Source organism: Actinomadura sp. WMMB 499 (assembly GCF_008824145.1).
Taxonomy (GTDB): Bacteria; Actinomycetota; Actinomycetes; order Streptosporangiales; family Streptosporangiaceae; genus Spirillospora.
Genome location: NZ_CP044407.1, coordinates 4,278,082 through 4,298,483, shown reverse-complemented (window position 1 = coordinate 4,298,483; position 20,402 = coordinate 4,278,082). Strand labels below are relative to the sequence as shown.

Annotated in this window: 29 protein-coding genes and 1 pseudogene; 12 read left to right on the top strand and 18 right to left on the bottom strand. The window is 68.3% G+C overall.

The window, feature by feature from the left end:
* Positions 1 to 74: 74 nt before the first annotated feature.
* The 4 genes from F7P10_RS18930 to F7P10_RS18915 form a co-directional block, all read right to left on the bottom strand.
* Positions 75 to 251, bottom strand: a complete 177-nt coding sequence (locus F7P10_RS18930) for an FxLD family lanthipeptide (protein WP_151010598.1) — start codon at positions 249 to 251, stop codon at positions 75 to 77.
* Between the two features lie 66 nt (positions 252 to 317).
* A complete protein-coding gene (locus F7P10_RS18925) occupies positions 318 to 1,130 on the bottom strand; it encodes an SAM-dependent methyltransferase (protein ID WP_254716697.1) in 813 nt (270 codons plus the stop codon).
* Positions 1,131 to 1,391: 261 nt separating this feature from the next.
* Positions 1,392 to 1,622 carry a hypothetical protein gene (locus F7P10_RS18920; RefSeq protein ID WP_151010596.1) on the bottom strand — a complete coding sequence of 77 codons (231 nt, stop codon included), beginning with the start codon at positions 1,620 to 1,622 and terminating at the stop codon, positions 1,392 to 1,394.
* A gap of 11 nt (positions 1,623 to 1,633) precedes the next feature.
* Complete coding sequence (locus tag F7P10_RS18915; protein ID WP_176611543.1) at positions 1,634 to 2,116, bottom strand: ATP-binding protein; 483 nt, start codon at positions 2,114 to 2,116, stop codon at positions 1,634 to 1,636.
* Positions 2,117 to 2,533: 417 nt separating this feature from the next.
* Between F7P10_RS18915 and F7P10_RS42445 the strand changes: the two genes are divergently transcribed.
* The 4 genes from F7P10_RS42445 (at position 2,534) to F7P10_RS18895 (ending at position 4,193) form a co-directional block, all read left to right on the top strand.
* A complete protein-coding gene (locus F7P10_RS42445; RefSeq protein WP_176611542.1) occupies positions 2,534 to 2,716 on the top strand; it encodes a helix-turn-helix transcriptional regulator in 183 nt (60 codons plus the stop codon).
* Between the two features lie 53 nt (positions 2,717 to 2,769).
* Entirely contained in the window at positions 2,770 to 3,336 is a 567-nt protein-coding gene (locus F7P10_RS18905; RefSeq protein WP_151010589.1) for a DUF5753 domain-containing protein, read from the top strand.
* Between the two features lie 16 nt (positions 3,337 to 3,352).
* Positions 3,353 to 3,559 (top strand): DUF397 domain-containing protein, encoded by a 207-nt coding sequence (locus F7P10_RS18900; RefSeq protein ID WP_176611898.1) that lies wholly within the window; start codon positions 3,353 to 3,355, stop codon positions 3,557 to 3,559.
* Between the two features lie 163 nt (positions 3,560 to 3,722).
* Entirely contained in the window at positions 3,723 to 4,193 is a 471-nt protein-coding gene (locus F7P10_RS18895) for a DUF4265 domain-containing protein (RefSeq protein WP_176611541.1), read from the top strand.
* Here F7P10_RS18895 and F7P10_RS18890 read toward each other — a convergent pair.
* From F7P10_RS18890 to F7P10_RS18870, 6 genes and pseudogenes are all read right to left on the bottom strand, one after another.
* Positions 4,190 to 5,467 (bottom strand): hypothetical protein, encoded by a 1,278-nt coding sequence (locus F7P10_RS18890; RefSeq protein WP_151010585.1) that lies wholly within the window; start codon positions 5,465 to 5,467, stop codon positions 4,190 to 4,192. The genes F7P10_RS18895 and F7P10_RS18890 overlap by 4 nt on opposite strands.
* On the bottom strand, positions 5,464 to 5,796 hold the full coding sequence (locus F7P10_RS18885; protein ID WP_151010583.1) for a helix-turn-helix transcriptional regulator: 333 nt from the start codon (positions 5,794 to 5,796) through the stop codon (positions 5,464 to 5,466). The genes F7P10_RS18890 and F7P10_RS18885 overlap by 4 nt, the downstream gene beginning before the upstream one ends.
* Complete coding sequence (locus F7P10_RS18880; RefSeq protein ID WP_151010581.1) at positions 5,793 to 6,914, bottom strand: tyrosine-type recombinase/integrase; 1,122 nt, start codon at positions 6,912 to 6,914, stop codon at positions 5,793 to 5,795. The genes F7P10_RS18885 and F7P10_RS18880 overlap by 4 nt, the downstream gene beginning before the upstream one ends.
* Positions 6,915 to 7,777: 863 nt before the next feature.
* Positions 7,778 to 8,839 (bottom strand): tetratricopeptide repeat protein, encoded by a 1,062-nt coding sequence (locus tag F7P10_RS18875; RefSeq protein ID WP_176611896.1) that lies wholly within the window; start codon positions 8,837 to 8,839, stop codon positions 7,778 to 7,780.
* Positions 8,840 to 8,944: 105 nt separating this feature from the next.
* A pseudogene (locus F7P10_RS45460) lies at positions 8,945 to 9,133 on the bottom strand (hypothetical protein); the annotation flags it as partial.
* Positions 9,120 to 9,623 carry a hypothetical protein gene (locus F7P10_RS18870; RefSeq protein ID WP_151010577.1) on the bottom strand — a complete coding sequence of 168 codons (504 nt, stop codon included), beginning with the start codon at positions 9,621 to 9,623 and terminating at the stop codon, positions 9,120 to 9,122. The gene F7P10_RS18870 and the pseudogene F7P10_RS45460, both read right to left, overlap by 14 nt.
* 226 nt (positions 9,624 to 9,849) lie before the next feature.
* Here F7P10_RS18870 and F7P10_RS18865 point away from each other — a divergent pair, with 226 nt between their 5' ends.
* The 3 genes from F7P10_RS18865 (at position 9,850) to F7P10_RS18855 (ending at position 11,506) form a co-directional block, all read left to right on the top strand.
* On the top strand, positions 9,850 to 10,446 hold the full coding sequence (locus F7P10_RS18865) for a winged helix-turn-helix domain-containing protein (protein ID WP_151008099.1): 597 nt from the start codon (positions 9,850 to 9,852) through the stop codon (positions 10,444 to 10,446).
* Complete coding sequence (locus F7P10_RS18860) at positions 10,350 to 10,937, top strand: IS630 family transposase (RefSeq protein ID WP_151018142.1); 588 nt, start codon at positions 10,350 to 10,352, stop codon at positions 10,935 to 10,937. Before F7P10_RS18865 ends, F7P10_RS18860 begins: the two co-directional genes overlap by 97 nt.
* Positions 10,938 to 11,170: 233 nt before the next feature.
* Entirely contained in the window at positions 11,171 to 11,506 is a 336-nt protein-coding gene (locus F7P10_RS18855; RefSeq protein WP_151010575.1) for a hypothetical protein, read from the top strand.
* Here F7P10_RS18855 and F7P10_RS45455 read toward each other — a convergent pair.
* Both F7P10_RS45455 and F7P10_RS44470 read right to left on the bottom strand, forming a co-directional pair.
* Positions 11,470 to 11,718, bottom strand: a complete 249-nt coding sequence (locus tag F7P10_RS45455) for a site-specific integrase (protein WP_151018141.1) — start codon at positions 11,716 to 11,718, stop codon at positions 11,470 to 11,472. The two genes, F7P10_RS18855 and F7P10_RS45455, sit on opposite strands and share 37 nt — an antisense overlap.
* 137 nt (positions 11,719 to 11,855) lie before the next feature.
* Positions 11,856 to 12,302, bottom strand: coding sequence for a hypothetical protein (locus tag F7P10_RS44470; protein ID WP_254716695.1), 447 nt, complete (start codon positions 12,300 to 12,302; stop codon positions 11,856 to 11,858).
* A 357-nt stretch (positions 12,303 to 12,659) separates the two neighbouring features.
* Here F7P10_RS44470 and F7P10_RS42440 point away from each other — a divergent pair, with 357 nt between their 5' ends.
* On the top strand, positions 12,660 to 12,803 hold the full coding sequence (locus F7P10_RS42440; RefSeq protein ID WP_176611540.1) for a hypothetical protein: 144 nt from the start codon (positions 12,660 to 12,662) through the stop codon (positions 12,801 to 12,803).
* 349 nt (positions 12,804 to 13,152) lie between these two features.
* Here the strand turns inward: F7P10_RS42440 and F7P10_RS18840 are convergent, their stop codons facing one another.
* Complete coding sequence (locus tag F7P10_RS18840; RefSeq protein ID WP_151010573.1) at positions 13,153 to 14,400, bottom strand: tyrosine-type recombinase/integrase; 1,248 nt, start codon at positions 14,398 to 14,400, stop codon at positions 13,153 to 13,155.
* Between the two features lie 777 nt (positions 14,401 to 15,177).
* On the opposite strand from F7P10_RS18840, the gene F7P10_RS44465 reads away from it, so the two are divergent.
* The 3 genes from F7P10_RS44465 to F7P10_RS18825 are packed head-to-tail and all read left to right on the top strand — an operon-like array spanning position 15,178 to position 16,958.
* Complete coding sequence (locus F7P10_RS44465) at positions 15,178 to 15,534, top strand: hypothetical protein (RefSeq protein ID WP_176611539.1); 357 nt, start codon at positions 15,178 to 15,180, stop codon at positions 15,532 to 15,534.
* Entirely contained in the window at positions 15,524 to 16,084 is a 561-nt protein-coding gene (locus F7P10_RS18830; RefSeq protein WP_151010571.1) for a DUF6879 family protein, read from the top strand. The genes F7P10_RS44465 and F7P10_RS18830 overlap by 11 nt, the downstream gene beginning before the upstream one ends.
* Before the next feature lie 28 nt (positions 16,085 to 16,112).
* The gene (locus F7P10_RS18825) at positions 16,113 to 16,958 is read left to right on the top strand and encodes a helix-turn-helix transcriptional regulator (protein ID WP_151010569.1); all 846 of its coding nucleotides are present in this window, start codon (positions 16,113 to 16,115) and stop codon (positions 16,956 to 16,958) included.
* 65 nt (positions 16,959 to 17,023) lie between these two features.
* On the opposite strand, the gene F7P10_RS18820 is transcribed toward F7P10_RS18825, so the two are convergent.
* Both F7P10_RS18820 and F7P10_RS18815 read right to left on the bottom strand, forming a co-directional pair.
* On the bottom strand, positions 17,024 to 17,833 hold the full coding sequence (locus F7P10_RS18820) for an endonuclease/exonuclease/phosphatase family protein (RefSeq protein WP_151010567.1): 810 nt from the start codon (positions 17,831 to 17,833) through the stop codon (positions 17,024 to 17,026).
* On the bottom strand, positions 17,826 to 18,359 hold the full coding sequence (locus F7P10_RS18815; RefSeq protein ID WP_254716781.1) for an HAD family hydrolase: 534 nt from the start codon (positions 18,357 to 18,359) through the stop codon (positions 17,826 to 17,828). The genes F7P10_RS18820 and F7P10_RS18815 overlap by 8 nt, the downstream gene beginning before the upstream one ends.
* On the opposite strand from F7P10_RS18815, the gene F7P10_RS44460 reads away from it, so the two are divergent.
* Entirely contained in the window at positions 18,358 to 18,507 is a 150-nt protein-coding gene (locus tag F7P10_RS44460) for a hypothetical protein (RefSeq protein ID WP_254716880.1), read from the top strand. The genes F7P10_RS18815 and F7P10_RS44460 overlap by 2 nt on opposite strands.
* Here F7P10_RS44460 and F7P10_RS18810 read toward each other — a convergent pair.
* The 3 genes from F7P10_RS18810 to F7P10_RS18800 all read right to left on the bottom strand — a co-directional run bounded on the left by F7P10_RS18810 (position 18,448) and on the right by F7P10_RS18800 (position 20,188).
* Complete coding sequence (locus F7P10_RS18810) at positions 18,448 to 18,741, bottom strand: DUF742 domain-containing protein (RefSeq protein ID WP_254716780.1); 294 nt, start codon at positions 18,739 to 18,741, stop codon at positions 18,448 to 18,450. The two genes, F7P10_RS44460 and F7P10_RS18810, sit on opposite strands and share 60 nt — an antisense overlap.
* Positions 18,742 to 18,839: 98 nt before the next feature.
* Positions 18,840 to 19,289 carry a roadblock/LC7 domain-containing protein gene (locus tag F7P10_RS18805; protein WP_151010563.1) on the bottom strand — a complete coding sequence of 150 codons (450 nt, stop codon included), beginning with the start codon at positions 19,287 to 19,289 and terminating at the stop codon, positions 18,840 to 18,842.
* The gene (locus tag F7P10_RS18800) at positions 19,286 to 20,188 is read right to left on the bottom strand and encodes an ATP-binding protein (protein ID WP_151010561.1); all 903 of its coding nucleotides are present in this window, start codon (positions 20,186 to 20,188) and stop codon (positions 19,286 to 19,288) included. The genes F7P10_RS18805 and F7P10_RS18800 overlap by 4 nt, the downstream gene beginning before the upstream one ends.
* Between the last annotated feature and the right edge of the window lie 214 nt (positions 20,189 to 20,402).

Below are 20,402 nucleotides of genomic sequence, written 5' to 3'. Positions count from 1 at the left end.
AGGCCGGGGGACAGCGGCGCCGCCGCAGGCGAGCCGTCGCGACGGCGCCGGTCGATGCCCGGGGACGGAGCCGGTCAGTACGCGTTGCTGATGCAGGCCCCGCAGGTGCTCGTGCACCCGTCGTCGGTGACGTTCACCAGACCGGCCGGGTCCGCGATCTCGAGCAGCCGCACGTCCAGTTCGAAGGCGTCCGGTGCGGCGTCGGTCGGTCCGGCGACTGCTTCCGGCTCTACGGTGCTGTTCCTCAGCATGAGACCCTCCAAGTCTCTTGAACCAGCGGTTTCCATCGGCGCCCAGGAACTTCGGGCGCGGTTGCGTTACTGCTTCTGGCCCACGCCGCCGAGAATCCATACCTCTTCAGGAGCGACGTCCGAGACGCCGTCGGGACGCCACGCCGGGACATACACGAGCCCCGGGTCGACGTACTCAAGCTCGTCGAAGAAGCGGTCGACCTGGCTGCGGGTGCGGTGGGTGACGGGGTTCGCGGTGGACCGGTAGACCTTCCGCAGCCCGTTTGCCTGCTCGGGGCGAGGGTCCGCGGTGACGTGGGAGATGGCGAGGTAACTGCCCGGCGCCATCGCGGCGCAGAGCCGGCGGACGATGCCATAGGGATCGGAATCGTTGCTGATGAAGTGCAGGACGGCCACGAGGAGGATCGCCACCGGCTGATCGAAGTCGATCAGCCGGCGCGTCTCTGCGTGGCCGAGAATCGACTGCGGATCCCGCAGGTCCGCAGTAACGACGCTCGTGGCTCCGGCTTCCGTCGTCTTGAGCGCGCGCGAGTGGGCCAGCACCTTCGGGTCGTTGTCGACGTACACGACGCGGGCATCGGCCGCCTCCCGCTGGGCGATCTCATGGACGTTGCCCTGCGTCGGCAGGCCCGTGCCGATGTCGAGGAACTGCCGCATGCCCGCGTCCCGCGCGAGGAAGCGGACGGCACGCTGCAGGAACCGGCGGTTCTCCCTGGCGAGGAGCAGGACCTCCGGGGCTTCGGCGATCACCCTGTGGGCGGCTCGCCGGTCGCCCGCGAAGTTGTCCGTGCCGCCCAGGTAGTAGTCGTACATGCCCGAGGCGGTCGCGACGGCGGGGTCGATGACGTTGCTCGCCTGGTTCAGGCTCTCCGCTGCCACTGTTTCTGGCTCCTTCACCGAGTCGCCGATGCCGGTTTCGAGTCGTTCTGGAGAGGTTGGGACTGGCCTGCATGAGCTGCGTGAGGGACCGCCCGCACGCCCCGAGAGCACACGGGGCGCGCAACCACGTCCATCGTGATAGCGCTAACGAGCTGAGATTATTCACGCGAGCGATGAATAATTCAAGAGACTTCACGGCGACGTACGGAGCTCCTCGGTGGCCGAGCGGTGGAGCCCTCTCCGGTATCAGCGGCGCCCGCGTCAGGTGCGCCAGGTCGAAGGTGGAGGCGGGTGGGACCGTTCACCCAGGCCCATCGCCAGAGTGCGAGCGATGCGCCCGCCCGTCCTGGCCTCGACGTTTGGCTTCCCGTCGATGCCGACGCACGGCAGGGCGATCAAGGGCCCCTGAATTTCCCGCTGGTCGAGCCAGCGCTGGATGCGGCTGCGAAAGTCGCCGGCGAGCCGGATCGCTTCCCGCTCGTCCTCGCTCAAGGCCAAGGCCATCACCTGACGACAACTTCGGAGCGTTGGCGCGGTAGAACGATCCAGACCTGCTTCGCGGGGACGAGCCCGCTGGACATCCTCGTTGCTCCAGCGCCGCACCGGCCGCCGAACAGCCCGGCGACCATCTGGAGTCCGCGGCCGGACTCGCCCTCCGACGGGCAGCCGGTCGTCGCCCGCGACAGGAGCTTGAGCACGGCCCCGTGATCGATGCCGCCGTCCACGACCGCGATCGTCACTCGCATCTCCGTCCACGAGATACGGATCTCGTACGGCGGCGGGGCGTGCTGGCGCGCGTTGGTGACGAGCTCGTTCACGGCGAGCTCGGCCTCGAATGCTTCGTCCGTCAGGCCCAGCCGAGCGAGTACCTCGGACAGCACACTGCGGGCTCGATGTTCGGGTTGCGGGCCATCCAGGCGCCGGACGAGCGTGCGTTCGGGCTCGTCCGGCGCCGCGGACGGCTCGCAGAGCGGTGGTGCGTTCATGTGGCATGCGCCTCCGAGTAGTAGAACCAGGTCGGCGACCTGGTGCTCTTCCTGGCAGGGCTGCGGAGCGCCGTAAGTGCCGATCCGGAAGCCGGTCAGATCGATGGGCGGATAACGCGACCAAGGAGCGGCCCCGGTAGGGGCCATGGGGCATCGACCATGTCGACGGCTCCAGCCGGTCACGGGATTCGGTTCGGCGGTGCGGTCTCGGGGATCTCGCGGCACCAGCACCAGGATCTGACTAGCATCATGTACGCACAGTGTCAGTCTTGCAACAGGTCACACATGACTGGTTGCAGAAATGACCGGTTGCGAATCTGGCGAACCGGGAAGACCCCGGTGATATCCACACACCGATCGGCAGACTTGGCGGGCAGGCACATGGATCAGAGTCCGACCGTTCGAGGCCGTCGCCTGATGCGAGAGCTGAAACGCCTCAGGGAGGCCGCCGGACTGTCGCTGGAGGTGGCGGCGAAGCGGCTCGACTTCAGCAAGAGCAAGCTCTACCGGCTGGAGAACGGCCGCAGCCGCGTCAGCACGGACGACCTCGAGGACATGCTCGACCTGTACGACGTCTGGTCCCGCAGCGCGAGGCGCTGATCCAGCTCGGTCGCGACGCGCGGCGCCGCAGCTGGTGGACGAAGTACTCGGACGTGTTCACCGGCTCGTACGTCGGGCTGGAGAGCGCGGCGGCGAGGATCAGGATCAACGCCCAGCTCGTCCCCGGCTTCCTGCAGACCGAGGAGTACGCGCGGGCCGTCATCGGCCGCACCCGGCCCACCCTGGAAGCCGGCGAGGTCGATCGCCGCGTCGCGGCCCGCGCCGCCAGGCGGGAGGCGCTGTTCGGCAAGGAGGAGCCGCCCGAGGTGCATGTCGTCCTGGACGAGTCGGCCATCCGTCGCCGGATCGGCGGCCGTGACGTCATGCGGGGCCAGCTGGCATCGCTCATCGAGGCGGGCGCGCTTCCCAACGTCACGCTTCAGGTCCTGCCGTTCGCCTTCGGGGCGCACGCCGGCGTCGAGGGCGAGTTCGTCATCCTCACGTTCCACGAGCCCGAGGATTCGCCGGTGGTCTATGCCGAGGGGCTGATGGGAGACCTCTACCTAGAATCGGAACCGGAGCTGGACACCTACCAGCTGGCCTGGACGTACATGCTGGAAGGAGCTCTCGACCCCCGAGAGTCCGTCGCCATGCTCCGAGAACTCCACGATCAGCTCTGACTAAGGAGAACGCTTGGTGATCAACTCTGGCGCCCCGTCGAGCCCGGTGTGGCGCAAGTCCAGCCGCAGCGGAGGCGGCAACCAGTGTGTCGAAGTCGCCCGGATCAGTGACGCCCGAGCGATCCGCGACTCCAGGAACCCCGAGGGCGGCCACGTTGCTCTCCGAGCCAACGCGTACGGCACGCTCGTCAGTCGGATAAAGAACGGCGAGTTCGACCTGTAGAGACGCTTCCACCAGAGCTGTGCGGCCCCCGGTAACGGAACGAGCTACCGGGGGCTGTGGCCGTCTACAGGGTGCCACCCTGGTAGGACGTGGTGATCGAGTGATCTGTATTCTCTGGCGTCCGTGACTTTCTGTGGTGTTGCCGGATGTGAGGCTTCTTCTGGTGCAGTTCATCGTTCATGAGCATCCGGTTGGTCGGGCTGCGCAGAACTACCTGGCTCATGTCGACCTTGAGCGCTTCGGCCTTGCCGGTCAGAGGGAGCAACTGTGGCTTCGCCCATGCCAGGGCGGCGACTATGTGGTCGCGTGTCTTCCGTTCCGCGTCTACGGACTGGCTCTGAACGATCGGGTACGGCTGTCTGAGGACGGCGCGACGGTCGTGGAGCTGCTTGAACGCTCAGGGCACCGAGTCCTCAGGGTCCTGTTCACGCCTCGCTCTGATCAGGACGCGTTCATGGCGCGGATCACCGGCGAGGTCGAGATCGCCGGCCTGGCGTTCGAGTGGAGCGGGAAGCGTCACCTCGCTGTCGATGTCCCTCAAGACGCTTCTCCCGTTCGGTTGTTCGGCGTCCTGCAGGAGGAGATCGATGCTCAGCAGGCTTATTGGGAATGGGCCGATGTAGAGGCCTTCTAGGCGTCCCATCTGTGGTGGTCGTCGGGTGCGTAGCGGCTCCAAGGAGTGCCTGCGTCGGCGGTGGTGCGGCTGGTTTGTTGGTCGGTGTAGCCGAGCATGCGGGAGATGACCGGGGCTGGGGCCTGGAGGACGAGGTAGCGCAGGGCGGAGGTTCGTCCGCTGATGCTGTTGATGCCCTGGTCGCGGAAGCGCCGGGTGATGGCGTCGCTGGTCATAGGCTGGCCGCCGCGGCGGCCGGGGAAGAGCCAGCGGGATCCGGAATTGGTCGCGGTGGTGAGGTTGAGACGCTGGTCGAGGTAGGCGAGCAGGAGTGAGGCGAAGGGCTCGGGGACTGGGCTTGGCGGGTCGCCGAGCTGGAGAGAGACTGCGGGGCCATCGCGGATGACGTCGTCGATGGTGAGCCGCAGGATCCGGGTGACCGGCTGGGCATAGAGGAGCACGATCACCGCGGCGACTCTGGTGAGCAGCGGGATCTGGTCGTCGGTGAGGAAGTGGTGCAGGAGCTGAAGGCGCCGCTGTTGGCTGAGCGGGGCTGGGTTGGCGGTGGGCTGGTGCGGGATCGTGACGGTGGGCAACGCCTTGTCGTTCATGGCCCAGCGCAGGAACGGGTGGGTGTTGCGGCGGCGGGTGTATCCGTCGGCATACCAGGCGTCGATGTCGGCCTGGCGGCAGTCGGCGAGGTTCTTGTCGCGGGTTTCGAGCCAGGTCAGGAAAGCGATGGCGGAACGGACCTGGTCGCGGGCCTGGTCGCGGGCCTGGTCGCGGGCCTGGTTGGTCTGTGTCTGGGAGAGCGGGCCCCGGGCGGCGAAGCGGCGGAGGCGGTTGAGGACGTGCCAGGCGGCGAACCTGGCGACCAGTTGCCGCTGGCCGGGGTCGGTGATCTCGTCGAGGACGGCGCGGAGCCAGCGCTGGAAGAGCAGCAGATGCCGGTCTGCCGCTGGTAGGACGCCGTGGAGCATGAGCAGGTCGCGGAGGTAGGTGACCGAGCGCCAGGGCGTCATGGAGTCCAGGGTCTGGTGAGTCAAGGCGGTGGCGGGGTCGGCCAGCGTCCGGAGCATGGCGTCGACGTGCGGGCGTCTGATCCAGCTGATGCCCGCGATCGGTTTGGTCATCGTGCGAAGCGCGTCGAAGAACGGCAGCAGTTCGGGGCGGATGCCACCGGCGCCGTCGTCGAGGACGGCCCGCAGGTCCGCGGTGAGGACACACGGCTGGCAGAGACCGTTTCGGTAGCGGCGGCCTGGCGCTCCGCAGCCTCCGCAGGTGAGCGTGGTCACTGGTCGGGGCGGATCCGGGCGCGTTTGGGCCGGACGACCTCGGCCAAGTCGACGACCTCGGGTCCGTGGCCAGCGGTCTTGCGGGCTGTGGTGTTCTCGGCTTTGGTCGCGATGAGACGTTCCGGTCCGCAGGAGAAGATGTCGCAGAGCGCCGCCAGGACCGGCAGGGAGAGCCGTTCGGGTGTCTGGGTGACCAGTCGCCAGACCTGGACCGAGGAGAGTTTGATGCCACGGTCGGCTAGGAGCGGGATGAGGTCGGTGGTGTCGAACATGCCGCTCTCGGCCATCACCTCACGCAGCCGCCACTGGTAGCCGACCTGCCGTTTCATCGGCTGCTCCCGGCCCGGTCGGGGCGCAGGGCCGCGTCCAGAGTGGCGTCCAGGGCTCGCCGCAGGGTGCGGGTGCGGAAGTCGGAGGACACGCAGGTGTAGATCGAGGTGGTGGAGGCGTGCTCGTGGCCGACCTGCTCTTGAACGAACCGGGCGTCCCAGCCCGCCTCGATCAGATGGGTCACGTAGGAGCGGCGGAAAGAGTGGAAGTCCAGAGCCGGGTCCAGGCCGAGCGCATCGCGGTAGATGGCGAAGCGGGTGTTGATCTGGGAGTAGCCGACTCGCGGGCCACGTTCGGAGGGCCAGTAGGTTCCGGCGGTCGCGGTGGAGAACCGGGGCCGGACCTCGGTCTCCCACTGGTCAGCCGCCTCAACGATCCAACCCCAGACCGTCAGCACGCTGCGGCGCTTGGGCGGCGATCCAGGTTTGGCCTTGCCGTAGCGGATGCAGCAGACGCCATGGTCACCGAACTCCGGCGCCTGCGGATTGCGGCCGAAGTCGACCGGATCGAGCATCCGCGTCTCCCGGCGGCGCAGCCCGTAGCCGTAGGCGACCTTGAACAAGGTCGCGTCCCGAAAGGCCGGCAGCCAGCCCTTGCGTCCCCGGCCGCGAACGGCGGTGACCTGGTCGTCGGCGTAGTCCAGGAACGCCTGGATCTCCTCCAGCGTAAAAGCCCGCTTGGTCGGTTCGGCCTCAGCCTCCTGGACGTGCACCGCGCTGTTCCACTCGTGGACGACCTGGATCGGGTGGGTGCCGAACCGATCCTCGCACTCGGCTGCCCATCCGTAGGCCGGGTCGGTGAGGTAGTGGCAGAACGACCGCAGGGCGTCCTGGTAGTTCCGCAGCGTCGACCGCTTCAGATCCCGGACCGACCGAAGATCCCCCATCCACTCGTCCACCAGCTGCGGCGTCCAGACCCAGGGCAACGCGTCCGCGCTGTGCGCGAACGCCCTCACTGCTCGCTGTCGGCTCTCGATCGTCCCGAACGACAGGTTCCGCGCGAGCTGCTGGTTCCGCCAGCCGTCCAGCATCGCGGTGAACACCTGCTCCTCGGGCCGCAACAACGGCACCCCATCGACCAGCCGAAGCCGCGCCGCCCCCGGCACCTCACCGCGCATCCGGTCACCCTCCGCTGCTTACATCTGATGAAGGAACCCTTCATCAGATGTACGCGGGCCCGCCAGCGCCAGGTCAGAACAGGCATGAGTCACCGGCCGCCCCACCCGATACGCTCCACTCAGGTTCCGAACCACCCGCTACGTCGCCCCCACCAGCCCCTCCGCCGCTGTGGGCACGCTGATCTGAATTTCCTCAGATGAAATAGCGATCGCTTCCGGAATACGGCAGAAAGAGCTCATGCCCGCCGGACCTGCTGGTCAAGCGCCGGTTCTAGAAGGGGTCGCTCTCTGACCGTCCTCCCGGGTCGCGGATCTGTTCGTACACCGACGGAGGTCCAGGTGAGAGAGGTATCGATGCGCCATGATGTAGATCATGACGAATCAGGACGATATCAACCAGAGCGGTGCCCAGTCGCGTGATCTGACCCAGTGCGACCATCCCCGGCACGGACGTCAGGAACGAATCGCCGGAATGGGAACTGGCGATCACCCGTGCCTGGAGTGCGGGCTGATGATGCCACTGAAGTTCGCTGCCCCCGGCACGTGCCGGTGCGGCCAGACCTACGCCAAGCATCCCGAGCACGGCGTCACCTGGGTGTGCCCTGGGTGCGGGGACGTGTCGGGCTGGGTGTCCAACACTGGGCGGGGCTAACGGCGCACCGACGTCCGAGGGGCGGCGCGCCTGTCGCGGCCGCCGGTCCTCGCCGGGTTGGCGTTCTTCTCCCGACCGTGGCCCCAGGCCCAAAGTGGAGATCTCAGAGGTCCACGCTCGGGAGAACACCGCCGTCACCCCTGGGATGTGACAGGAGCCAATCTCACGTAAATACGATTAGTGAGCCGCTGCCGACGCGGCCCTGTGGTGCTTACTTCCCGTCTGGGTCTTCTCCCCTGGCTGCGGAGAGGTTCCGCTGCACTGTCTGTGTGGTGGGGTGGTCGGGGCCCAGCACCCGCTCGGAATCGTTCAGGGTCTGCTCGTACAGCGGGATCGCCCGCCGCAGATCCCCCACCGCTTGGTAGGCGCCGGCGAGGTTGTTGCGGGAGGTCAGCGTGTCGGGATGGTCGCTGCCCAGCACCCGCTCGTAGTCGTTCAGGGTCTGTTCCAACAGCGGGATGGCGCGGCTCAGGTCACCGGTCGCTTGGTAGGCGCCAGCGAGGTTGTTGCGGGAGGTCAGCGTGTTGGGGTGGTCGGTGCCCAGCACCCGCTCGGAGTCGTTCAGGGTCTGTTCGTACAGCGGGATGGCGCGGCTCAGGTCACCGGTCGCTTGGTAGGCGTAGGCGAGGTTGTTGCGGGAGGTCAGCGTGTTGGGGTGGTCGGTGCCCAGCACCCGCCCCCGATCGTTCAGGGTCTGCTCGTACAGCGGGATTGCCCGCCCCAGATCCCCCACCGCCTGGTAGGCGTAGGCGAGGTTGTTGCGGGAGGCCAGCGTGTCGGGATGGTCGCCGCCCAGCACCCGCCCCCGATCGTCCAGGGTCTGTTCGTACAGCGGGATGGCGCGGCCCAGGTCACCGGCCGCTTGGTAGGCGTAGGCGAGGTTGTTGCGGGTTGTGAGGGTATGGGGGTGGTCTCCGCCCAGCATCCGCTCGTAGTCGGCCAGGGTCTGGTCCAACAGCGGGATCGCTCGCATAACGTCGCCTGCTGACAGGTAGAAGCCGGCAAGGTTCGACAGCGCTCCAGCTAGATGAGCCTCATAAGCTTCGGGGTCTTGCGCGGCCAGCGCGCGGCGGATCTCGACAGCCTCCTGGGCGACCTCCAACGCCTCCCAGATTCGCCCCGCCGCCGACAGGCGGTTGCCGAGATTGCTGAGGGAGGACGCCATGTCGGACAGGTAGGTGTCGGGGTCTTGCGCGGCCAGCGCGCGGCGGATCTCGACAGCCTCCTGGGCGACCTCCAACGCCTCCGAGATTCGCCCTGCCGCCGACAGCATCGTGCCCAAGCTGTTCAAGGTTGCGGGACGTCGCGGGTCATCGGCGGTGCTTGCTGCAAGCGCCTGTCGAGTTGACGCGAGGGCTTCCTCAAGATCGGGCATGCTGCGGGTTCGCTCGAACCTGGCTCGGAGAGCACTACCCAAGTTGTTCAGGACAGCGGCACGGTCTCGATGGTCCTCGGGAACGAGCTCTGCGGCTTCACGTGCGGCGGTAATCGCCGCGTTCAGGTCGTTCAGTGAGCCGCTCTGCTCAAATCGTGACCATCCACTGTCCGCCCGGTTACGGTTCGTCACTGAAACCGCCTACCTCTCGGAAGATCTCAATGAAGGCTTGTCGGTCTCTGAACTCCACGACACCCAGGCGCGGGTGATCCCACCGAGCGATCGTCTCGTGCGCCGGTAGTTGCGAATCTGGTGGTTGCGATTCAGAGTCCTGCCCCTCGTGTGGCTTCCGAGCCATCCCGCCGTCGGCCATGTGCCAGAAGGCGTGGATGCGTGCGAGGGTGACTTCGGCATCCGATTGCCCGACGCGTTGTTGCTCGACCAGAACCCGTACTAGCGACTCCAAGTTGGCCCACCGGGGCATGCTGGCACCGCGCAGTACAGCACTGACGCCCTCATGGCTCAGGGTGCCAGGTAGATCATCTTGATCGCGGATCCAGGCGCTGATGGTGCGGGCCGCCGGTTTCCCTGCCAGCTCATAAAGATCGTGGACGGCGGCGACCAGATCACGGTGAGGCCCTAGAGGTAGCTGCCGCTCGTCCGGCATCCGAATGCCTGCCACCAGCGCTCCGTCAGGTTGTGTCAGGTTTCCTAAAGGTGACCCAGTCTTTCAGTCTGAGCGGGCCGATGTCCGGTCCTTGTGCCGCCAGGCCGTTGAAGGCCTGCGGCAGAGAGGGCTCTGCGACTTCGGAGCACCCCCATTGTGGAATCAGGCCCCTAACCAGGGTTATTGGGTGATGGCGGCCGGGTAAGTCGACGGACCGTCGGTGTGGGCGTATGCCGGTGACATGGCCAGATACCCCCAGGGCGGCGGGATGACCGCCGTCGGCCGTGACAAACGAGAACAAGTACGGATGCAGGCCGCGCAGTGGTTCACCGAAGGGCGGCCCAACGCCCGGATCGCCGCCGATCTGCGGGTCGGGCTGCGGCAGGTGGAGAAGTGGCGGCGGGCCTGGCGCGAGGGCGGGGCCGAGGCGCTGCGGTCCAAGGGTCCGCACGGGCGCCCGCGGCTGGACCAGGCGGCCTTCGCGCAGCTGGAGGCCGAACTGAACCGCGGCCCCGCCGCGCACGGCTGGGCCCATGACCAGCGGTGGACGCTGGACCGGGTCGCCGAGGTGATCCGCCGGCTGTTCGGCATCGACTACACCCGGCCGGGTGTGTCGCTGCTGCTGCGCCGCAACGGCTGGTCGGTGCAGGTCCCCGGACGCCGCGCCATCGAACGCAACGACCGGGCGATCGAGGTGTGGAAAGAGCAGGTGTGGCCGCAGGTGGAAACACCGCGGCGGACCTGGGCGCCTGGATCTGCTTCGAAGATGAGGCCGGTCAGGGGCTCAAGCCGCCCAAAGGACGCACCTGGAGCCGCCGGGGACACCGACCCCGGGTGAGCGTGCACGGCGGCGAGCACGGCTCGCGGGTCTCGATCGCCGGAATGGTCTGCTACCGGCCCGGCCACCGCTCCCGGCTGATCTACCGCATCCACCGCTACCGCCGCCGCAAAGACGAACGCGCCGGCTTCACCCTCGCCGAGTACAAGCGCATGCTCCAAGCCGCCCACCAGCAGCTTCCCGGCGGCAAGATCGTGCTGGTCTGGGACAACCTCGGCATCCACCACTCCAAGGCGATGCGCGCGTTCATCGATGCCCACGCCGACTGGCTCACGGTGTTCTACCTGCCAGCCTACGCCCCCGAGTTGAACCCGGCCGAGACGGTGTGGTCGCTGCTGAAACGCTCCATGGTCAACTTCCTGGCCACCGACCTGGACGACCTCGCCGGCATGATCAAGCACCGGCTCAAGGTCATCCAGCACCACCCCGGCGTGATCGACGGCTGCCTCGCCCCCACAGGCCTCACCCTCACCACCGCCATCACCAATTAACTCTGGTTAGTACGGCGAGTGGGGACGGGAACCAGGAGGTACAGACGACTATGCATCCCGATCATCCAGACCGAGCCGACAGCGCCCCGGCGATGGATGTCCAAGAATCGATCGGTTCTTGGACGCCCCCAGCGCCCCTCTGTGCAGCGGGGGTCTGGGCCGCCCAGCGTGTTCAGAATCCGTGTCGGAAAGGGGTAGGGGCGGCGCGGCTCTGCACGCGTACCGTCCCGTGCATGGCTGAGGTCTGGATTCGCAGTGACGCCGGGGCGATCGTCCGGGCGGACGCGATCATCGCGTTCACGGTTGCCGGCGACGAGTTGCGCGCATCGCTGCTTGGCGGCGATGAACGACCGCTGCTGAAGCCCCGCCCGCTGGCGGGGGATCCTTCCCTGCATGACGGGATCGAGGTCGAGGTGATGGCGGCGGCTGCCGCGGCCGAGACGGAAGACGCGCATGTGGTGGTGCTGGCGCCGTGGGTGCATCCCGAGCGCGGTCAGTGGGTCTACACCGCTCAGCAGATCCTCGGGCGGCGTCAGGACCCGCCGGACAGCAGGGACGTCAGCCGGTAGGTGGCGTGTCCGTCGAGGCGGTGGTTGCCGCGGTCGTAGCGCTGGGTCGTGACGGGGGAGGCGTGGCCGAGCATGGCCTGGACGCGGTCGACGGGGACCCGGGCGTCCAGGAGCAGGGTGGCGGCGGTGGTGCGCAGGACGTGCGGGGTGAGGCAAGCGGGGACGACGCGGGCGGCGCGGCGGAGTGCGGTGGTGAGCCGCCACCGGTCCAGCGGCCGCCCGTCGGGACGGACGAAGACGAGCTCGTGCGCGGCGTGGCCGCGTCCAGGAGCGGCTTAGCAAGACACGGGCGGGCGACGACCATCGGGGAGATGGAGGAGATCAAGTGGCTTGTCCAGTCGAACGAGCGTTAGAAGGGCGGATTGTCGGAGAACCCTCCGCCGCCGAACCCTCCACCAGAAGCCCAAGGGTCTTCAGAGCGGGCAGGGACGAAGCCTTGTTCCAATGCTTCGTCCCAGAGCCGCTGGAGACAGTCCTGGTTGGTCTCGTCCGTGTCGTAGGCATCGATCCACCGTGAAGCGTTTGGGGCGATGCTGCCGAGTTCACAAAAGACCTGGAACACTGCGTTCACCCGGTTCCAGTCCGTGGGCACCACGGCACCGCGGAGCATCCGACGTATGGTCTCCGGGCTTGCTGTGGTGGCGTTTAGGTCGGTGCGTTCCTCGATCCGCTTGCTGACCTTACGCAGCGGAGGTCGGCCTGCCGCGCGGTAGTAGCGGCGGAGCTCTTCGACAAAGTCGCGCCGAGGACCGCGGGGCAACTCTGCCTCAGATGGCATCCGAATGACCCGTGTCACGACGGCTCCCTCACCTTCGCTGGCTCTTACCGCCATGCGGAGTCTACTGATCACCACCCATCCCGTCGCGAAGACTGCTAGAAACAACTCTTGTCACACGGTTATCCACAGGAGCCTGCGTCATGACTCGCGGTACCAAACGCTTCGAAGCACCAGGAAGATTGACTGGTGGGCGCCCCCGTACCAGGGCATTGGCCACTGTTGGGCCCGAAAGCACCATGCGTTCGTGGTCCACGTGTCGGCAGGCTTTCGGTACGGTCTTGCTCAACTCCTCTCGGAAGACCATGCGCACGTACGTCGGATGGTCCGACGGGGCACCGGCTGGTCCGAGTTTGGCCGGAAGAGAGGAGACGCCCGATGCAGGGCGACGCCCCACAGGGACGGGACGACCGTGCCGCGCGCTACTGGAGGTTCCGGACGTGGCTTGAGGTGATCAAGACCGGCGTCTGGATCGCGTTCCAGTGGTTCCGGCCCGGCGGCCCGTTCGGTCCCTTCTTCTAGGAGGGACCAAGGGCCCCCACCCGGGTGAGTTGGCCGCTCCTGCAGGGTGGGGGCCCTTCTATGTCCATCGGCCGGATGCCCTCCGGCGCTGGAGCGTCGTCAAGGGGAGTGCGACATCCCCTTGACGAGTCGAACGCAGCCTAACAGGCCGAATAGAAGTTATCCGAAGTACGAACGCTGTAGCCATCAGGGGGCTACAGGGCGTTTGAGCTGGGCGGACGTTGTCTAGAAGGCCCCGAGCGTCGTAGCCCCGGATATCGCAGGTTGGTCGTATTGCCGCCGTATCCACCTGCTGGTCCGGATGGTGGATCGGATGATGTATCGGATGCTTGTCCGAATGCTTGCGGGGTCAGGTGCCGCCGCCGAGCAAGGATGACAGCCGATAGGTGGCGTGGCCGTCGAGGCGGTCCTCTCCCCGGTCGTAGCGCTGGGTGGTCACCGGGGAGGCGTGCCCGAGCATCGCCTGGACGCGGTCGACGGGGACGCCGGCGTCCAGGAGCAGGGTGGCGGCGGTGGCGCGCAGGACGTGCGGGGTGAGCCGGGTGTGGTCGACGCCGGCGGCGCAGGCGGCGCGGCGCAGCGCGGTGGTCAGCCGCCACCGGTCCAGCGGCCGCCCGCCCTCGCGGACGAACACGAGCTCGTGGCCGGCGCGGCCGTCCAGGAGCGGGTCCAGCAGGACGCGGACGCGGGGCGGCAGCGGGACGGCGAGGGTCTTGCCGCCCTTGACCCGCACCCGCAGCACGCGGTGGCCGGAGTCGTCGGTGATGCGCCCGGCGGTGAGGCCGCAGACTTCGGCGGCGCGCAGCCCGGTGCAGATGAGCAGCGCGGCGGCCGCGGCGTCGACGGGGTACCGGTCGGCGATGGCCTCGGCGCCGTCCAGCAGCGCGGTCGCCTCGGCCAGGGGGCGGGCCGGGGTGGCGCCGGCGCCGCCGACCTCGGGCCGTTCGACGTGCTGGCACGGGTTGGCCGCGACGGTGTGGCGGCGGAGGGCGTAGGCGTACAGCGACGCCAGGCTCGACAGCCGCCGCGCGACCGAGGACGGCGCGAGCGGCCGCCCGCCCCGGTTCAGGCCCGCGGCCGCGCCGGTGCCGGCGGCGATCTGGTCCCGGTATGCCACCACGGTGTCCTCGGTGACGTCCCACAGCCCCACATGCGGCGCCGCCTTCTCCAGCCAGCGCAGGAACGCGCACAGGTCGGCCAGCCGGGCGCGGCGGGTGGCGGCCGACCGTCCGGCCTGCAGCCAGGCGGCGACCGTCGGCCAGGACGCCCGTTCCCCGGTGCGGGGGAGCGCGTCGGCCAGGTCGACGTCGGCGCCGGGCACCTCGCCGCCGTCCCCGCGCCGCCGCCGCGGCGACAGCCCGGCGATCTGGCCGACCGACTCCAGCAGCGGCGCCGGGCGCGCGAGGGCCGCGGGCGGCGGCGCCAGCACCGGCGGCTCACCCTCCCGGCCGGCGCTCCCCGCGCCGGTACCGCCGCCGGGGCGCACGAGCGCGGACGGCACCAGCACGCCGCCCGGCTCGTCGCGGGGAGCGCCGGCGTCCGGGCGGCCGTCGGGGACTTCGGCGGAGGAGGCGGGGGCGTTCACGTGCGGCTCCATGCCCTAAATGATCTCACGGGGAGATCACATAATCCTAATTATGTGAGACTCCCGGCCCCTTCGATCACCGTTCCGGCACCCGTCCAGCCCGTCGGCGGTCAATCGCGGGCGGTGGGTCGGGCACGACTGGGGCGCTGAGGACGTGGTCCTGTGGCGCGTGCACGGGCGCTGGGGCCTGACGAGCCCGTTGCCGGTCGAGGTCGCCGCGTTCGGCCCGAGGGCGGGGCGTGCCCGTCGACCGGGGTAGCGGAGGCCAAGCGGGCGGCAGCGGCCGCGGTGGTCGCGGTCATCGGCCGCGCCGTGGTCGGCTGGGTCGACACTGACCCCAGGCGACGGCAACGAGGCGAGAACCGGTCCTGGTACGACACGCTCGCGCCTGCCGACACCCGAGACACGGACACCCGAGATATCGGCGTGCGGGACGCGGGTCCGGCGCAGCTCCTTGAAACCCACGGCCGATCAAGGGCGCCCGACGATGAGGCGGTGTGCGAGCGCGGCCGCTGCTGAACGCCTTCGCCAACTCCTGCGCCGACACCACCCGACCGAACCCCAGATACGCAGTCCGATCGACTGAGGTCACCAGCAACCTCCGCAACCACCGTCAACATGACGACGATCACACTAGCCAGCCGTAATCAGCCTGCGGCCCCTTCTCCCGTATCGCGGCCGCACCCCTCACGGGGAATCTGCTTGCAAATCTTAGACCTTGACATATTCACGCTAGACACGAATGATCCAGGTACGGTCACCCCGCACGATCCGAGAGGGAACACCCCCATGCACCTGACCCGGCTTCGAGGGGCCTGCGACCCGAAACCCACGTGCCCGACCCTCTACCTGACCGACCGGGGAAGCTTCATCGTGCAGGGATACATCGTCGCCACCGCGCCGAGCCGCCCCCTCCCCGAACGCGAGGCGGAGGTGGAGGTGCCCGTGTCGATGCTCTGGACGTCGCCTTCGGCCTCTGCCCCGAACACCCCTGCGGTGCGTCTGACCGGCCATGGCACGGCGATCGTGCGGGGCGTCCTCGTCGACGATGCCGAAGCGCTCGCTCGCCTCTCCCTGCCTGAAGGGGAAACGGCCGTCGAAGTGCCGATCTCGCTACTTCCCGAGGTGGTTCCCAATGCTCTCTGAAGCCGAGCTCGAAGCGCTGTTCGACGACTTCAAGGACGAGACGTTCCGGATGGAGACGCTCGACCGCTACGCCGTGTCGTCGGAGAACGAACGCCTCAACCGCTATCTCAGCGGCGAGCCCCTGGAGATCGAGCCCGCTACCCGCGAGTGGCTGGAGTTCATGGCGGAAGAGATCTCGTCCGGGAAGCGCTGGTACAAGGTCCACATCCTGCGCAGCCCGATCTCGGAGTACCTGCGCTTCGAATGTGAATGGGGATACGCCGTCTCCTCCCAGTACGGCCAGGAAGTCTTCATCCTGGACGAGGCCGAACACGCACGGCCCGAAGGCGTGCCGGACGAGGACTTCTGGCTGTTCGACGACGGCAAGGTCGCCCTCCTGCGCTACGACGACGGAGGCCGTTTCCTCGGAGCCGAGCTGGTGGACGGCGCCGGGGCCGACGCCTACCGCGGCTACCGCGACGCGGTCATGGAGGCCGCCGAACCGTTCGCCGCATGGTGGGACAGGCACCCGGAGTACCGGCGAGAGAACTGGCTCGGTTCCCGGCCATGACCTGCACTGCATTTAGACTCCCTCCCTAATGGAGGAAGCACCCGAGCGTTACCGGCGCGAACGCGACCAGCTGGCCCGCGCGCTCAAACGGCTACGTCTCGACAGCGGCCTCACCGGGACGAACGCCGCCCGCCAGGTCGGCATGAGCCAGCCCAAGATCTCCCGGCTCGAGAACGGCACGACCGTCCCGACCGCCGAGGACGTCGAAACGCTCGGCCGGTTGTACGGCGCCGGCCGGGACACCATCGCCGAACTGGTCGACCTGGCCGAGTCGCTGCACCGCCACACCGAGAGCGCGCGGGCGATCCTCCGCGGCGGCGCGTGGCGCAAGCAGCAGCAGATCGGCCGCGTCGAGAAGGAAGCGAAGCGGCTCCGGTTCTTCCAGCCGGCGACGGTGTCCGGCCTGCTGCAGACCCCCGAGTTCACGCGCGAGATCTACAGCCTCTCCGTGGCCGGGGACGACCTGGAGCGCAGCATGGCCGCGCTTGCCGAACGCCAGAGGATCTTCGGCGACCGCAGCAAGCGCTTCACGTTCGTCCTCACCGAAGGCGCCCTTCGATGGCGACTCTGCACGGACGAGGTGATGGGAGCGCAGGTGCGCCACATTGCCGCGCTGGCCCGGCGACCGAACGTGCGGATCGGGATCATTCCCTTCACGGCACGCGTCCGCGAGGTGCCGCTGCATGGCTTCGAAGCCTTCGACGAACGGCTCGTCACGGTCGGCCTGGAGACCGCCACGATCACCATCACCGACGCCCGCGACATCCAGTACTACGTCCGGTTGTTCGCCGAGCTGGAGAGGACGGCGTCGTTCGGCGCCGAAGCCGAAGCGATCTTCGAACAGATCGCGTCGTCCTACAGCAGCGGCCCGTAGCGCAAGCCCAACGCCGAACACGATCCACCGCGCAGCCCCGATGCCCGACCGTGGAGATGCCCTCGTCACGGGATATCGCCTGCCCCGTCGAGGGGAAGCGTCAGCTCAGCCCACACAGGACGATGGTCCGACAGCGGCCGGTGCTCCTGGACGACTCGGTGCCCGGTGATCGATCCGCGCGGAAGCGTCGTGTAAATGCGATCGCACCGGTAGGCGAGCCGGTCGGATCGAGTGTGGCCGACGGTCGGCGTCCGGTCGCCGAGGTGGGCGCCGATGTCGATGAAGCCGCTGGCCTGGAGCTCCTCGGCCGGACGGGTGTCGAGCTTGCGGGCGACGTGTAGCGGGTCGACGCCCTGCACGTCGGGGTCCTCGTTGAGGGCGGCGGCGTTGAAGTCGGCGGCGTAGACGACGTCGATGTTGCGGTAGACGCCGATGAGTTCGGCCTCGGCGAGCCGCAGCGTCGGGCTGGACGGCGCAGCGTGCCCGACCATGAACCTGACGGGCCGCGTGCGTCCGGCGATCTGAAGCTCGACATCTGCGTGGGCGTGCGTGAACGGCGGACCGATGAGATGCCGCTCCCGTGTCACCGCGATCCCGTCGCCTTCACGAACGAGAACAGCGATGTCGCACCCGTGGAAGTTCGAGCGCACGAGGCACTTCCACGTCATGCCGAGCCACCGCGCGACCTGCTCCAGCCGGACGTGGCCATGCGATCCCCACTTCGCTTCCTGGAGACCGAGCAGATCCAGCCGGAGCGTGGCCAGCATCGTCAACTGCGCTTTCAGGCGGGCATCATTCCGAGCTGCCGAGGCACCGTCGAGTCCTCCATCCCGGAGGTTGTAGGTGCCGACTCGAAGGGTCACTGAATCAGCCATGGGGCTGCGCTCCGGTGAGCAGCGCGGGCAATTCAGCGATGCTCAGGACGTAGGTGGAACCGAGTGGCAACCGCCTGGGAGGCCATCCAACAAGGGCGGCTCGGATGCCTTGGGCAACCGCCGGTGCGACGTCGTGATCGAGGTTGTTGCCGCACATCAGGAGTTGCACCGGACGGACATCGAGCTCGGCCAGGACGTGTTCGTAGACGGCCGGGCTCGGCTTGGCGAGGCCGAGTTCGTGACTCAGAAAGACGCGGTCCCCGAACAAGGCATCGACGCCAGCGGCTTCCAGAGCCGGACGGCGGTCCTGGCCGGGCTTCGTGTTGGAGAGCAGGGCGAGCACGACGCCGGTCTCGTGCGTCTTCCAGATGGCCTCTTCGGCAGCAGGCGAAACCGGTCGCATTCCGAGACTGACATCGATCGGATCGCTACTGCTGGTCAGGGTGGACCCGTAGTCGAACACAACGTGCGTGATCGTCCCACCGTGGTCCGTCGCGCGAAACGGAAACAAGCTCTCCGCGGCCATGACTCCCTCGTGGTCGGAATGGCCCGAGTACGCGATGGGCCACATCGCCGTCGCTGCAAGGCTCGGCGATCCGGGCGGCGGCACCTGGTCAGGCAAGCTGGCGAAGGCCATCGAGGACCCTTTCGAGCAGGTGGACGTCGTAGGGTGAGGCATCCGAGGCCGTCCCTATCTGCACTCGTCCAGTGGCGGCCAGGTCGCTCAGCAGGACGCGGGCCGCTCCCAAGGGCACTCCGCAGCCGACGGCCAACCCGGCCAAAGACTCCGCCCCCGTAGCCGTCGTGCAGCGGTAGGCGCGTTCGTACAGCCAACGCGACTCGGGCGTCAGCCGGACCGCGAAGTCTCGGTCGTAGACGTGCACCGCCACCGGTGTGTGCATCGACATCTGCCGTGGAACGTCGACGCGCCCGCCGGTCATCACGTACGGCCGCGCCCACGGGTGCGCGCTCGGCCGCGTCGGTGTCTGAGCCCCGAGAGCGCCCGTCACGACGACCCCCGCCCGGCCTGCCGACGCAGGTCGTCCCGCAGCTTCGGGGTGAGGAGGTGTCCAGTGCGGTCGACGAGACGGTGCATCTGGTGGGCGGCCATGCCCACGTTCGCCCAAGCCTCGGTGAGGACGGCCAGGCTCGCCAGCGGGCTGACACCCATGACGAGCAGGTTGCCGCGACTGAGGCGGAGCATGGCGTGCTCACAGGTCCCGCGGTCGACGTGCTCGGCGATGTTTCCGCACAGGCCCCTCAGCCCCGCGACCATTGCCGACAGCGAGTCGACCAGATCGGCGGGGAGATCTCGAGAGGCGATCAATGCCAGCCCGTCAGCGGACACGATGAGCGCGTGCGCGACCCCGGGCGTTCCGCCGACGAAGTCGTTGATGAGCCAGACGAAGTCCTCAGGAGTACGGAGCTGCGGCCGGACGTGCCTGGAATCGGTCATGTGATTGCTCCTCCGGGCTGATCACCGCCGGCATCGTTCGCGCTCCCGCTGGAGATAACGGAGCTGAACGCGCTGACGTCATCGGCGAAGGACGTTCGCGCGCGGACCCCAGAACTCGGGGCCACAGCCGCCCTGGACGAGTCGAGAATCCGGCCGCCGCCGACGTTCCACGCAGGTTCGGGGAGGTCGCACAGGAGATGCGGCGGGACGGTCACCATCGCGACCGTGCCCTGCGGCCCCTGCCGCCCCGGAGTGGCCTCGGCAGCGCGACGGCAGACCAGAGCAAGACCGAGACCGTGCTTGCGCGCCAAGCGGTGAGCTACAGCGAACCCCGTACGACGACCGCTGACGGCGCTCATCGGAGGCACCGGCCGCACGAACGTCCGGTTGAGCGCGTCCACCCACGCTGGATCCAGGCCAGGCCCGTGGTCCTCGATCCGGACCAGCAGACTCCCGTCCCCGAACGAACGGGTACTGATCACCGCCGGAGCCTGCGAACAGCGCGTGGCGTTGTCCAAGAGCACGGCCAGCAGTGACGCGACGTCATCAGCGGCATGGCCCAACAGCGCACGCTCGGCGATCGGACCTACGCACAGCCGGTCGTAGTACTCGATCCCCGAAGCCGCCACGCGGACGACGTCCAGCAGCGAGACCGCCGGGACACCGAGCTCGTTCAGGCTCTTTCCGGCCAGGACCTGGATGTCGCGGGCCAGCCGTCGCATGCGCGCGACACCGTGGTCGATGTCGTACAGCAGCCGCACGCGCTTGGGGACGTCCTCGTGCCGCTCCAGCTCGTCGAGGGCCGGACGGATCTGTTCGGCCAGCAGCAGCACCCGCGACGCCAGCTGGTCAGAGAGCTCTTGCCAGGTGCTCGCGTCGTTCGAGGTCGCACCAGCCATACGCCTGATTCCCCGTTCGGTACGGCCGGGTGGCGCCAACCAGTCGGCGACGCGCTCACGCCACCGACCTGGACGCGACCGTCGTGCCGAGACGGCACGGTTGGAGCCGGCTACCGACCTGACGGGCTGGGATCGGCGCTCTGGACGAGATGACATCGGGTCTCCGCTGCAAGAAAGAAGGCTGCGCGGCCCGCTGGGGAGGGCAAGGAGCCGC